This is a genomic window from Priestia sp. Y58 (assembly GCF_029522095.1).
GTDB classification, from domain to species: domain Bacteria; phylum Bacillota; class Bacilli; order Bacillales; family Bacillaceae_H; genus Priestia; species Priestia megaterium_E.
The window spans coordinates 755,551-768,047 of sequence record NZ_JAKWFL010000001.1 but is presented as its reverse complement, the minus strand read 5'-3'; the positions used below and the strand labels follow the sequence as shown (position 1 = coordinate 768,047).

14 protein-coding genes are annotated in these 12,497 nt (G+C 38.6%); all 14 read left to right on the top strand.

Features of this window, described 5'->3' with window-relative positions; translation table 11 throughout:
- Positions 1–52: 52 nt before the first annotated feature.
- The 14 genes from prmA (at position 53) to MMB68_RS04015 (ending at position 12,495) form a co-directional block, all read left to right on the top strand.
- Entirely contained in the window at positions 53–994 is a 942-nt protein-coding gene (gene prmA, locus MMB68_RS04080; RefSeq protein WP_013085059.1) for a 50S ribosomal protein L11 methyltransferase, read from the top strand.
- Positions 995–1,013: 19 nt separating this feature from the next.
- Positions 1,014–1,766 carry a 16S rRNA (uracil(1498)-N(3))-methyltransferase gene (locus MMB68_RS04075; RefSeq protein ID WP_221784591.1) on the top strand — a complete coding sequence of 251 codons (753 nt, stop codon included), beginning with the start codon at positions 1,014–1,016 and terminating at the stop codon, positions 1,764–1,766.
- 5 nt (positions 1,767–1,771) lie between these two features.
- Positions 1,772–3,130, top strand: coding sequence for a tRNA (N(6)-L-threonylcarbamoyladenosine(37)-C(2))-methylthiotransferase MtaB (mtaB, locus tag MMB68_RS04070; RefSeq protein ID WP_025750549.1), 1,359 nt, complete (start codon positions 1,772–1,774; stop codon positions 3,128–3,130).
- A 226-nt stretch (positions 3,131–3,356) separates the two neighbouring features.
- Entirely contained in the window at positions 3,357–3,530 is a 174-nt protein-coding gene (gene rpsU / locus MMB68_RS04065) for a 30S ribosomal protein S21 (protein ID WP_013059237.1), read from the top strand.
- Positions 3,531–3,545: 15 nt separating this feature from the next.
- Positions 3,546–3,989 carry a GatB/YqeY domain-containing protein gene (locus MMB68_RS04060; protein ID WP_013059236.1) on the top strand — a complete coding sequence of 148 codons (444 nt, stop codon included), beginning with the start codon at positions 3,546–3,548 and terminating at the stop codon, positions 3,987–3,989.
- 178 nt (positions 3,990–4,167) lie between these two features.
- A complete protein-coding gene (locus tag MMB68_RS04055) occupies positions 4,168–5,499 on the top strand; it encodes an NfeD family protein (protein ID WP_221784590.1) in 1,332 nt (443 codons plus the stop codon).
- Complete coding sequence (gene floA / locus MMB68_RS04050) at positions 5,499–6,482, top strand: flotillin-like protein FloA (RefSeq protein WP_013059234.1); 984 nt, start codon at positions 5,499–5,501, stop codon at positions 6,480–6,482. Before MMB68_RS04055 ends, floA begins: the two co-directional genes overlap by 1 nt.
- Before the next feature lie 31 nt (positions 6,483–6,513).
- Entirely contained in the window at positions 6,514–6,975 is a 462-nt protein-coding gene (locus MMB68_RS04045; protein WP_014458186.1) for a hypothetical protein, read from the top strand.
- Positions 6,976–7,034: 59 nt separating this feature from the next.
- Positions 7,035–7,319, top strand: a complete 285-nt coding sequence (gene yqfC, locus MMB68_RS04040; RefSeq protein ID WP_013059232.1) for a sporulation protein YqfC — start codon at positions 7,035–7,037, stop codon at positions 7,317–7,319.
- A gap of 16 nt (positions 7,320–7,335) precedes the next feature.
- Positions 7,336–8,523: a sporulation protein YqfD gene (yqfD, locus tag MMB68_RS04035; protein WP_028411649.1), complete on the top strand. Its 1,188-nt coding sequence runs from the start codon at positions 7,336–7,338 to the stop codon at positions 8,521–8,523.
- A gap of 3 nt (positions 8,524–8,526) precedes the next feature.
- Positions 8,527–9,501, top strand: a complete 975-nt coding sequence (locus MMB68_RS04030; RefSeq protein WP_014458188.1) for a PhoH family protein — start codon at positions 8,527–8,529, stop codon at positions 9,499–9,501.
- Between the two features lie 63 nt (positions 9,502–9,564).
- Complete coding sequence (locus MMB68_RS04025; protein WP_035335158.1) at positions 9,565–11,673, top strand: HD family phosphohydrolase; 2,109 nt, start codon at positions 9,565–9,567, stop codon at positions 11,671–11,673.
- Positions 11,670–12,140: an rRNA maturation RNase YbeY gene (gene ybeY, locus MMB68_RS04020; RefSeq protein ID WP_014458190.1), complete on the top strand. Its 471-nt coding sequence runs from the start codon at positions 11,670–11,672 to the stop codon at positions 12,138–12,140. Before MMB68_RS04025 ends, ybeY begins: the two co-directional genes overlap by 4 nt.
- The gene (locus tag MMB68_RS04015; protein WP_277447063.1) at positions 12,124–12,495 is read left to right on the top strand and encodes a diacylglycerol kinase family protein; all 372 of its coding nucleotides are present in this window, start codon (positions 12,124–12,126) and stop codon (positions 12,493–12,495) included. Before ybeY ends, MMB68_RS04015 begins: the two co-directional genes overlap by 17 nt.
- The last annotated feature ends 2 nt before the right edge of the window (positions 12,496–12,497 follow it).

The following is a 12,497-nucleotide window of genomic DNA, read 5'->3' as shown; positions in this document are numbered from 1 at the left end:
TCATATTTAAAATCCTATATTACTGAAGGCAGAAAGGATGAAGTTGGTAGCAATGAAATGGTCTGAAATTTGTATTCATACAGCGCAAGAAGCAATTGAACCCATCTCTCATATTTTACATGAATCAGGAGCTAGCGGGGTAGTCATTGAAGATCCTGCTGATTTAGTGAAGGACAGAGATACAACTTTTGGTGAAATCTACGATTTAAACGTAGAAGACTACCCAGAAGAAGGTGTAGTGATTAAAGCATACCTTCCAGTTAACAGCTTTTTAGCAGAAACTGTGGATGGTATCAAAAAAGAAATTAATGGACTGCTTGTTTACGACTTTGATTTAGGAGCTAACAAAGTTACGATCAGTGAAGTGAACGAGGAAGAGTGGGCCACTGCTTGGAAAAAATATTACCATCCCGTGAAAATTTCAGAGCGTTTTACGATTGTACCAACTTGGGAAAACTATGAAAAAGTAAGCACAGATGAATTGATTATTGAGCTTGATCCCGGAATGGCTTTTGGAACAGGTACGCATCCAACGACGGTTATGTCTCTTCAAGCATTGGAAAGAACAGTGAAAGCAGGAGATACTGTTATTGACGTGGGTACAGGTTCAGGAGTGCTAAGTATTGGCGCAGCTCTATTAGGAGCAAGTAATGTACAAGCTCTAGATCTTGATGAAGTAGCGGTACGTTCTGCCCGCGAAAATATTGAACTAAATCAAGTTGGGAACGTCGTAACAGTAGGTCAAAACAACTTATTGCAAGGTATAGAAGGACCGGTTGACATTGTTGTGGCGAATATTCTAGCTGAAGTAATCGTTCGTTTTGTAGACGATGCTGCAAAAGTATTAAAGCCAGGAGGCATGTTCATTACATCAGGCATTATTAGTGCGAAAAAAGAAGATGTCAAAAAAGCATTAACGGGAGCGGGCTTTGTTATTCAAGAAGTCACGCTTATGGAAGACTGGGTAGCAATTATTGCTCAAAAACAAGCTTAACAAGTGAGAAGGTGTCAAGATGCAACGTTATTTTCTGCCAAATGATCAATTTCAAGGGCAAAGTGTCATAGTGATACAAGATGATGCCCATCATATCTCACGCGTCATGAGAATGAATGAAGGATCACAGTTTATTGCCTGTAATGAACAGGGGCAAGCTGCTTTGTGTGAAATTGAAAATATTTCCGCTAACGAAGTGAAAGCATCTATTATAGAATGGATAAGCGAAGAAAAAGAGCTTCCAGTCCATGTTACAATTGTGAACGGTCTGCCTAAAGGGGATAAGCTCGAGCTTATTATCCAAAAAGGGACAGAACTTGGGGCGTATAAGTTTATCCCTTTTATTGCGGCTCGTTCAGTTGTTAAATGGGATGATAAAAAGAGTCAAAAAAAATTAGATCGCTGGAACAAGATTGCTAAAGAGGCTGCAGAACAATCTCATCGTACGATTGTACCAGCAGTAGAAACCCCAATTTCTTTTAAGAAACTAGTAGAAATTAGCGGTGACTATACTCATAAAGTTGTAGCCTATGAAGAAAGAGCAAAGCAAGGAGAAACATCTCATCTGCACGCTGTTCTTTCGGCTTTAAAACCCGGCAATTCCGTGCTTGTGGTTGTAGGCCCCGAGGGTGGTTTGACCGAGCAGGAAGTAGAAGTATTAGAAGAAAATGAATTTACAATAAGCGGATTTGGTCCGCGAATTTTACGAGCAGAAACAGCTCCTTTATATGCGCTGTCTGCTATATCTTATCAAACTGAGTTAATGAGGTGACGATTATGTCAACAGTTGCTTTTCACACGCTAGGGTGTAAAGTAAATCACTATGAAACAGAAGCAATTTGGCAATTGTTCAAAGGCCAAGGCTATGAGCGTGTTGAATATGAACAAACTGCCGATGTATATGTAATTAATACATGTACGGTAACAAATACAGGAGATAAAAAAAGCCGTCAAGTTATTCGCAGAGCTGTGCGAAAAAATCCAGATGCGGTTATTTGTGTAACTGGGTGTTATGCTCAAACTTCGCCAGCTGAAATTATGGCCATTCCTGGTGTTGATATCGTAGTAGGTACACAAGATCGCGTTAAGATGCTTGATTATATTGAACAATTTAAAAAAGAGCGTCAGCCGATTAACGGCGTAGGAAACATTATGAAAACACGCGTGTATGAAGAGCTAGATGTACCGGCTTTTACAGACCGTACGCGTGCTTCGTTAAAGATTCAAGAAGGCTGTAACAACTTCTGTACATTTTGTATTATTCCATGGGCGCGCGGTTTAATGCGATCTCGTGATCCTAAAGAAGTAGTAGCACAAGCACAGCAGCTAGTGGATGCGGGCTATAAAGAAATCGTGTTAACAGGTATTCACACTGGCGGATACGGAGAAGACATGAAAGATTACAATCTTGCCCAGCTTCTTCGTGATTTAGAGTCTCAAGTAAAAGGATTAAAACGCATTCGTATTTCGTCAATTGAAGCAAGTCAAATTACGGACGAAGTGATTGAGGTACTAGATCAATCAGAAATGGTTGTACGTCATTTGCATATTCCTCTTCAATCAGGTTCAAATACGGTATTGAAGCGCATGCGTCGTAAGTATACAATGGAGTTCTTTGGTGAGCGCTTAAACCGTCTGAAAGAAGCTCTTCCTGGATTAGCGATTACATCAGATGTGATTGTTGGCTTCCCAGGTGAAACAGAAGAAGAATTTATGGAGACGTATAACTTTATTAAAGAGCACGGTTTTTCAGAGCTTCACGTATTCCCGTATTCTAAACGTACAGGTACGCCAGCAGCTCGTATGACCGACCAAATTGATGAAGAAGTAAAAAATCAACGTGTGCATCGTTTAATCGAACTTTCAAATCAATTGGCAAAAGAATATGCTTCAACGTTTGAAGGAGAAGTACTAGAAGTAATTCCGGAAGAAAAATATAAAGAAGATCCTGAAAGTGGTTTATATGTAGGATATACTGATAACTACTTAAAGGTTGTGTTTAAAGCGTCTGAAGAAATGGTTGGAAAGCTTGTAAAAGTGAAAATTTCAAAAGCTGGATATCCTTATAATGAAGGTGAGTTTGTTCGCGTGCTAGATGAGGTTCATCTTCAAGATCAGGTGAAAATGAGCTCATAACACTTATTGGAAAGCTGCGTGTTTACGCAGCTTTTTTCATACGTGTAAAAAAGCTGAACGAGTAATGTTTTATCGAGAAAGTTCATAAAATAAAGGGGGAATAACTGCATTACTTTATGTAAAGCGGTTGACCTTAAGGAATCATTATATTATAATTGCAAAAGACATGTCTAACATGTCATTTCATTATGATGTTAGTGGTTTTGTTCGGAGGGAGGGAATTAGAATGTCAAGAACAGTTGTTCGTAAAAACGAATCGCTTGAAGATGCTCTTCGTCGCTTCAAACGTTCAGTTTCAAAAACTGGTACGTTACAAGAAGCAAGAAAGCGCGAATTCTATGAAAAGCCTAGCGTAAAGCGTAAGAAGAAATCTGAAGCTGCTAGAAAACGCAAGTTCTAATAAGAGGGTGGATTTATGAGTCTTCTCGAGCGTTTAAATAGTGATATGAAACAAGCGATGAAAAACAAAGAGAAAGAGAAGCTTGGGGTCATTCGTATGGTCAAAGCATCTCTTCAAAACGAAGCCATTAAGTTAGGCACTGACCTAACTGAAGCAGACGAGTTGACGGTTATTTCTCGCGAATTCAAACAACGTAAAGACTCCCTCCATGAATTTGAGAAAGCAGGTCGTCAAGATCTTGTTGATAAAATTCATTCTGAATTAGCGGTTTTAGAAGTTTACGCTCCTAAACAGCTAACTGAAGAAGAGTTATCTGAAATTATTAAAACGACGATTGAAGAAACGCAGTCTTCCTCTAAAGCTGATATGGGGAAAGTTATGGGAGCGCTTATGCCGAAAGTAAAAGGCAAAGCGGATGGCTCTCTTGTTAATAAGCTTGTCCTTCAACACTTATCATAAAAAACACCTTACCTTGTGTAAGGTGTTTTTTATATGGATAACAATCGAACGTATGTTTTGCTTTTCTGGTGCAAAGAATAAAATAGATAAATTTTAAAAAATTTGAAACTATTGTTAAAGTTATTCGTATATACAGATACATGCTCATACTATCTATGGAAGGAGGGAAGTGTATTCGGTGAAAACCTTATTTTCTTTCGTGTGCTTTCTTATCTTAGCCACTGGGTTATTCCCCACTATTAGCACCGCTGACGTGAAGCGTGTACACGTTATTCCTGTAAATAAAACAGTAGAAAATGGACTGCTTTCTTTTCTAAACAGATCCATTGAAGATGCGGAAAATGACGGTGCAGATTTGATTATATTGGACATAGATACTCCTGGAGGAGCTGTAGATGCAGCTTCTGAAATAGCTAAAAGCTTAACCTCAACACCTATTCCTACCGCTGCTTTTGTCGATAAAAAAGCATTATCGGCCGGAGCGTATATTGCACTTAACGCCGATCAAATTTATATGACACCCGGTTCTACAATGGGATCGGCAGCTGTGATTGACCAACAGGGAAATGCCGCAGGAAAAAAAGCTCAGTCCTACTGGTTATCGGCTATGAAGAGCGCAGCAGAACAAAATAACCGAAACCCTAAATATGCAGAAGCGATGGCAAATATAAAGGTGGTAATACCTGAGCTCAACTTAAAAGGGAACGAATTGCTGACGCTCACTCCGAAGCAAGCCGAGCAAGTTGGTTATTCAGAAGGGACTGTAAAAAATTTAGACGATCTCCTAAGCGTACTTGGCTATGAAGATGCTAAACTGACGTATGCAAAAATGAGTGTAAGTGAACAAATTGCTCGTTTTCTTACCCATCCGCTTGTTGTACCCATTTTATTATCCATTGGTGCTTTAGGAATTGTAATTGAATTGTTTACGCCTTCATTTGGTATTGCGGGCTCTATTGGAATAGCTTCACTTCTTTTATTTTTCTATGGTCATATGGTAGCAGGATTAGCTGGAATGGAAGCGCTCGTTTTATTTATAGCGGGAATTATATTGCTTCTGTTAGAGATTGTAGTACCAGGCGGAGTTTTAGGACTGCTAGGACTTGGAGCTATCATTTTAAGTTTTTTTATGTCAACAGATAATAATGTCGAAATGGGAATTTCTCTTGTAATTGCAATAGTGGTGGCACTGGGAGGTGCGTTTGTGATGATGAAATTTTTTAAAAAAAAGCTTACACCTTTCAAAAAAATGGTGCTTAATGATTCACTTAATACCGAATCTGGCTATGTGTCGAATCAAAATCGTTATGAATTAATAGGAAAACAAGGCAAAACAACAACACCGCTTCGTCCTTCAGGTACCGTGCTCATCGATGAAGAGTATGTGGATGTAGTCACTGAAGGCGGATATTTAGACAAAGATGTGTTAGTAAATATTATAAAAGTAGAGGGATCAAGGGTTGTGGTGCGGAAGCTTACAGAGCCTTTGAAAAAGGAGGACCTTAATTAATGGAAGTAGGTAGCGTATTGTTTTTTGTAGTTATTGGTCTAGCAATTATTGCTTTAGCTGTTTTTTTCACTTTTGTACCAATTATGCTATGGATTTCAGCATTAGCAGCAGGCGTTCGTATTAGTATTTTTACACTGGTCGGAATGAGACTTCGTCGAGTGATACCATCTCGCGTTGTGAACCCGTTAATTAAAGCAAGTAAAGCAGGTTTAGGTATTACCATTAATCAATTAGAAAGCCACTATTTAGCAGGGGGTAATGTTGACCGCGTGGTAAATGCGTTGATTGCAGCGCACCGAGCAAATATTGAGTTAACGTTTGAGCGCGGAGCAGCTATCGACTTAGCGGGCCGTGATGTGCTAGAAGCTGTACAAATGAGCGTTAATCCAAAAGTTATTGAAACACCTTTTATTGCAGGGGTGGCTATGGATGGAATCGAAGTCAAAGCAAAAGCCCGAATTACCGTTCGTGCAAACATTGATCGACTAGTAGGGGGAGCCGGAGAAGAAACGATTATTGCCCGTGTTGGCGAGGGGATTGTTTCTACAATCGGTTCGCAAAAAGATCACAAAAAAGTATTGGAAAATCCCGATATGATTTCTCAAACGGTGTTAGGAAAAGGGCTGGATTCAGGAACAGCGTTTGAAATCTTATCTATTGATATTGCTGACATCGATATTGGTAAAAATATTGGGGCAGTTCTTCAAACAGATCAAGCGGAAGCAGATAAAAATATTGCACAAGCAAAAGCCGAAGAACGTCGTGCTATGGCCGTTGCTCAAGAACAAGAAATGCGTGCAAAAGTAGAGGAAATGCGTGCAAAAGTAGTAGAAGCAGAAGCAGAAGTACCGTTAGCGATGGCAGAAGCACTGCGCTCTGGCAATATTGGTGTCATGGATTATATGAATATTCAAAACTTGACTGCTGATACGGATATGCGTGATTCGATTGGAAAAATGTCTAAAGAAGACGATGAGAAATAATGAATCAGCTTAACAAGGAGGTTTTCTCCTAATGAATATCGTTGAAACGCTTATTAAACTAATTATTAATAATGCTTTCATTTTTGTCATCATTGGAGGGATTATTTTTAACGTTGTGCAGCGTTTTATGGCTCAGTCAAAAGAGGAAGAACAGCAGCGTTCTAAAAGAGCTCCTATGCCTCCTGTAAACAATCCTTCAAGGCGGGAAAGACCTAGATATCGTCCTGTCAAAGAAGAGCCAAAAACAGCTCGTATGGAGCCGGAAACTGTTCCTTCAGCAGAAACAAATCCTTTACAAGAAAAATTGGAAGAGCTAAAAAATCGTCCGCATCATGAACCGTCTATTCAAAAGAAAATCACGGTTGACAAACCAAAAATCACGGGTGAGAAAAACGTTCTCAAGCCCATTTCTCGTAAAGAAGCTGTTCAAGGAGTGGTATGGTCCGAAATTCTGGGGCCGCCAAAATCGAAACAACGTAAATATAAACGATAAATAGATGTGATACATTAACCCCCTTTCTCATAAACATGAGATGAAAGGGGGTTCTTTTTATGAGCAAAAAGTGGAGACACCAAATGAAAAGATGGATGACAAAAACAATGGAACTACCCGCTGATGTATTAATGGATCTTCCCCGTATTACGTTAGTTGGACAAATACACATTTATATTGAAAATCATAAAGGTTTATTAGCCTTTTCTGATACTGAAATACGCGTGTTACTAAAACAGGGACAAATGTTAATTCGAGGTGAAGGACTGGTCATTAAAGTAATACTGCCAGAAGAACTGGTTTTAGAAGGTAAAATCAATCAAGTTCTTTATTTAGAACAATAACACAAGGAGGAAAAAAATGAAGAATGGATGGACAAACTTTGTTATTGGTACCGTACGTATTCGAATTGTTGGAAAAGGAATTGAACGTTTCTTAAATAATTGTGTGAGACAACAGATTATGATTTCGAATGTCCATAAAGTTGACGGTCAGCTAGCGACAGCAACGATATTATTGAAAGATGTAAAGAAAATTCGTATACTAATTCGCAACGCAGATTGTAAAATTTATTTTATAAGAGGCAGAGGTTTTCCTTTTTTAACAAAACGAGTGATCAAAAATAGCGGGTTTGCTTTAGGTTTTCTTTCTTTTTTTATTATTCTTGGTTTGCTTTCTAACATGGTGTGGAAAGTGGAGATTAGCGGTGCAGAACCACAAACAGAACATCAAATGACGAAGCAGCTCGCCAAAATAGGTGTAAAAAGAGGAGAGTTTCAATTTCTGTTAGAGAGTCCTGAAAAAATTCAGCGCTATTTAACGGATAATATGAACAATATTACCTGGGTGGGAGTAGAAGTGCGCGGCACTTCTTATCACTTCCAAGTGGTTGAAAAAAATGAGCCCAAGCCTCAGCAAAAAACACCTTACCAACATTTAATTGCTAAAAAGAAAGCCATTATTACGAATTTGTTTGTCGAAAAAGGACAACCTTTAGTCAAGGTTAATGATTTTGTCAATGAAGGCGAGGTCCTAGTTTCCGGTATTATTGGAAACGAAAAAAATAAAAAAGTAGTAGCTGCTAAAGGGAAAGTCTACGGTGAAACATGGTATAAGTCTGAGGTAGAAGTGCCTTTAAAAACTGATTTTCAGGTATTAACGGGTAATGGATATACGAAGCACTATTTAGATTTTCAAGCTTTTAAAATGCCTCTTTGGGCTTTTAACAAAGAAAAATACGGTTCAAAGGTGACAGAAAAAGTGGAGCATCCACTCTATTTTTTTAAATGGAAATTACCTCTGTCGTATGAGAAAGTTGCTGTACGAGAAGAACAGAACTCTCAGCGCGTCTATTCTAAACAAGAGGCGGTGGAAAAAGCTTTGGAAATCGGTCGAAAAAAATTACTATCAACTTTAGGTGAGGATGCTAAAATAAAAGGTGAAAAAGTTTTGCACCAAGAACAGGACAATGGTAAAGTTAGATTATCAATACATTACCAAGTTATAGAAAATATTGCGAACACTCAACCAATTATTCAAGGAGATTGATGAATGTCAGAACAGCTAGTAACAATTAACGTACAACTTGATGATTCAAACGAAGCCATTTCATTATTTGGCGTACAAGATGCGAATTTAAAGCGAATTGAAGAAGAAATGCAGGTCTCTATCATTTCAAGAGGTGAGACTGTTGTAGTCTCGGGAAGTACAGAAAATGTTCAGCTAGTGGAAGAAATGCTTAAAAAGTTACTGAACATTATCCGAAAAAATATTTCCATATCTGAACGAGATGTTGTGTATGCGATTCAATTAGCTAAGAAAAATTCTCTCGAGTTTTTTGAAGATGTATATGAAGAAGAGATTGGTAAAAATGTAAAAGGTAAGACTATTCGTGTTAAGACATTAGGACAAAGTCAATACATTTCTTCTATTAAGAAAAATGATTTGGTATTTGGAATTGGGCCTGCTGGTACCGGTAAAACGTATTTAGCCGTTGTCATGGCCGTTAATGCTCTTAAAAATGGTCACGTACAGCGTATTATTTTAACACGTCCTGCTGTTGAAGCAGGTGAAAGTCTTGGCTTCTTGCCAGGAGATTTGAAAGAAAAAGTAGATCCTTACTTGCGGCCTCTGTACGATGCATTACATGATGTATTAGGAACAGAACACACGCAACGCCTAATCGAACGCGGAGTTATTGAAATAGCACCCCTTGCTTATATGCGAGGTCGTACACTAGATGATGCGTTTGTTATCTTAGACGAAGCGCAAAACACCACGATGGCGCAAATGAAGATGTTTTTAACACGACTAGGATTTGGGTCCAAAATGGTGATTACAGGAGATATTTCACAAATTGATTTACCAAAAGGAGCTCAGTCTGGTCTAGCAGCTGTCTCGAAAATCCTGACCAATGTTAAAGGTATTTCATTTGTTCATCTAGAACAGTCAGATGTTGTGCGCCATCCACTTGTGGGACGCATCATTCAAGCGTACGAACAAGCTGACCAAAAGACCCTTTCTTAATAGGGTCTATTTTTTGTAAAAGGGGGTACGTTTGTGTCAACGTTTCGGATAATCAAGCAAACAATGGCACAGATCGAGCGATTACGGTTAATTCAAATTGGGTTATATGCCTTGTTAGGTGTAATGATGTTTGCGTCTATGTATAGCAATGTAAAGCCGCAGGAATTAGATCTCAGATTACTGTCTATTTCCCCGCAAACCATTTACTCACCCGTTACCATTGAAGATAAAGAGAGTACAGAGAAAAAACGGGCAGAGGCAGAACAAGCCGTTGAAGATGTGTATACACAAAAAACAGAATACGCACAGAACCAAGTCGATCTTGTTGCATCTATTTTTGATGCGATGATGGAAGTTAATACAGAATATGAAAAAGAAGATCATGAAGATGACAGTATCGATGCCGTATTAAAAACCAAACAAAAAATGCTAGAGGACAAGCTTCCTGAAGACATTCAAAAAAACTTGCCAAAGGATACCATTAAGCAGCTGCTTCAGTCTTCTAACAGTGATTTATCGATTGCAAAAGATGCTGTAGTCACGGCCGTTCATCATGTGATGAAAGATCAAGTGAAGATTAGCGATGTAGAAGAGAAAAAAGACCAGGTAGAAAGTCAGCTTGTTTACACCAATGTCAGCAATTCCCTGAAGGATTCAATGAATGCAATTGCTAAATTCGCTATCATTCCAAATGTGATTTATGATCCACAAAAAACAGCTGAAAACCGTCAAGCAGCTGTGGAAAAAGTGGAGCCTGTCCGAATCAAACAAGGCCAAATTATTGTAGAAGAAAATCAGCTTATTAATCCCGATATATATCGTCAGCTCCAGCTCGCGGGATTGTTGAATAATAAAGGATCTATTCAGCCTTTTGCGGGGTTAGCTTTGCTGATTGTAATGATGATAGCGGGCCTCATTTACTATTTGCGTGAATTTCACACCAAGACATATCAGCCCTTGCTGTTGTATGTATTGGTAGCAACCATTACGATTGGCCTCATGAAAATCTTAAGCTTGTTTCAGCAAATTGATTTATCGGAAATTGGTTTCTTAGCTCCTGTTGCGGTGGGAGGTTTGCTGATTCGAATTTTAATGGATGAACGCATTGCTATTTTATCAAGCATTGTATTTGCTATTTGTGGAAGTATTATTTTTAATGGTGAATTGACAACCTCGTTTAATATGAACATCGGGATCTACTTTTTAATTAGCAATATTGCTGCTATTTTATTTTTAAGCAGGCAGCACAGACGTTCACGGATTTTGCAGGCAGGTCTATTTGTGGCTATGGTAAACGTAATTATCAGCTTTGCGATTATTTTTATTAAAAATGGCCAAATCGGCACTGTAGAGCTTGGCTATTACAGCATGATGTCAATTGCCTCTGGTGTTATTGCTTCGGTTTTAACTATAGGTTTGCTTCCGTTTTTTGAAAGTGGATTTGGCATTTTATCTACGATGAAGCTGATTGAATTATCGAGTCCTAATCATCCGCTATTACGCAAAATCTTAACCGAAACACCTGGAACATATCATCATAGTGTAATGGTGGCAAACTTATCTGAAGCGGCGTGCGAAACGATAGGAGCTAACGGTTTATTAGCGAGAGTCGGAGCTTATTACCACGATATCGGTAAAACGAAGCGACCGCAGTATTTTATTGAAAATCAAATGAATATTACTAATCCGCATGATAAACTAAGTCCTAAGACTAGTAAAAATATTATAATCGCACATGCTACAGATGGAGCTACTATTTTGCGGAATCATAAGTTTCCAAAAGAGATTGTAGATATTGCAGAGCAGCATCACGGAACGACCTTGCTTAAGTTTTTCTATCATAAGGCACTTGAACAGACAGAAGAAAAAATTGATGAAAAAGAATATCGCTATCCTGGACCAAAGCCTCAGTCGAAAGAAGCAGCGGTTATCTGCATAGCTGATAGTGTAGAAGCAGCCGTAAGGTCAATGTCCAATCCGACTCCGGAAAAAATTGAGAACTTGGTTCGAAATATTATTAAAGATCGCTTGCAGGATGAACAGCTTAGCGAGTGTAACGTAACGCTCAAAGAGCTAGAGTTAATTCGCCAAGCACTATGTGAAACTTTAAATGGGATTTTTCATTCCCGAATCGAATATCCAGAGATAAAAAAAGAGAAGGTGAAGGTATGAGTTTAGTTATTGATTTTATTGATGAAACAAACGAAGTAAGTGAAGAACAGCAAAAAGAGCTTGAGCAGCTGCTTGAAGCTGCTGCTATATATGAAAATCTGCAAGAGGATGCAGAAGTATCCGTTACATTTGTGGATAATGATCGAATTCAAGAAATCAATCATCAATACCGCCATAAAAATCAGCCAACGGATGTAATATCGTTTGCGCTAGAAGAAATGGGCGAAGATGAAATGCAAATTATCGGAGATGAGATGCCAAGAGTCCTAGGGGACATTGTCATTTCGATTCCAAAAGCTCATGAGCAAGCAGAAGAATACAATCACTCATTTATGAGGGAACTAGGATTCTTAACGGTTCACGGTTTCTTGCATTTGCTTGGATATGACCATGAAACATCAGAAGATGAAAAAGAGATGTTTACACGTCAAAAAGATATTTTAGAACAATATGGACTCTCGCGATAAAAAGGGGATAGCTAAAGTTGTCAGTAGCTTTGGTTATGCAATAGAAGGGTTTCTTTATGTTTGTAAAACACAGAGAAATATGCAAATTCACGTAGCAGCTTCTTTCATCGTCCTTTTCTTAGGCACCGTGCTGTCAATTACAGCTGGTGAATGGACGGTTGTGCTACTTCTGATTGCAGGCATGTTCAGCTTGGAGTTAATGAATACAGCGGTTGAAAAAGTTGTCGATTTAGCTTCTCCTGAATATCACATACTAGCAAAACACGCAAAAGATGCAGCCGCAGCCGCGGTGTTGGTCTATGCGTGTTTTGCTGTCCTTATAGGAGGAATTATTTTCTTAAAGTATTTGTTTTAAAA

What these genes read in the sequence shown, in the direction of transcription:
- yqfD (WP_028411649.1), top strand. Translation starts at nt 7,336, where the DNA reads ATGAAGAATGGATGGACAAACTTTGTTATTGGTACCGTACGTATTCGA.
- MMB68_RS04060 (WP_013059236.1), top strand. Translation starts at nt 3,546, where the DNA reads ATGAGTCTTCTCGAGCGTTTAAATAGTGATATGAAACAAGCGATGAAA.
- MMB68_RS04025 (WP_035335158.1), top strand. Translation starts at nt 9,565, where the DNA reads ATGGCACAGATCGAGCGATTACGGTTAATTCAAATTGGGTTATATGCC.
- MMB68_RS04015 (WP_277447063.1), top strand. Translation starts at nt 12,124, where the DNA reads ATGGACTCTCGCGATAAAAAGGGGATAGCTAAAGTTGTCAGTAGCTTT.
- yqfC (WP_013059232.1), top strand. Translation starts at nt 7,035, where the DNA reads ATGAGCAAAAAGTGGAGACACCAAATGAAAAGATGGATGACAAAAACA.
- ybeY (WP_014458190.1), top strand. Translation starts at nt 11,670, where the DNA reads ATGAGTTTAGTTATTGATTTTATTGATGAAACAAACGAAGTAAGTGAA.
- prmA (WP_013085059.1), top strand. Translation starts at nt 53, where the DNA reads ATGAAATGGTCTGAAATTTGTATTCATACAGCGCAAGAAGCAATTGAA.
- rpsU (WP_013059237.1), top strand. Translation starts at nt 3,357, where the DNA reads ATGTCAAGAACAGTTGTTCGTAAAAACGAATCGCTTGAAGATGCTCTT.
- MMB68_RS04030 (WP_014458188.1), top strand. Translation starts at nt 8,527, where the DNA reads ATGTCAGAACAGCTAGTAACAATTAACGTACAACTTGATGATTCAAAC.
- floA (WP_013059234.1), top strand. Translation starts at nt 5,499, where the DNA reads ATGGAAGTAGGTAGCGTATTGTTTTTTGTAGTTATTGGTCTAGCAATT.
- MMB68_RS04075 (WP_221784591.1), top strand. Translation starts at nt 1,014, where the DNA reads ATGCAACGTTATTTTCTGCCAAATGATCAATTTCAAGGGCAAAGTGTC.
- mtaB (WP_025750549.1), top strand. Translation starts at nt 1,772, where the DNA reads ATGTCAACAGTTGCTTTTCACACGCTAGGGTGTAAAGTAAATCACTAT.
- MMB68_RS04045 (WP_014458186.1), top strand. Translation starts at nt 6,514, where the DNA reads ATGAATATCGTTGAAACGCTTATTAAACTAATTATTAATAATGCTTTC.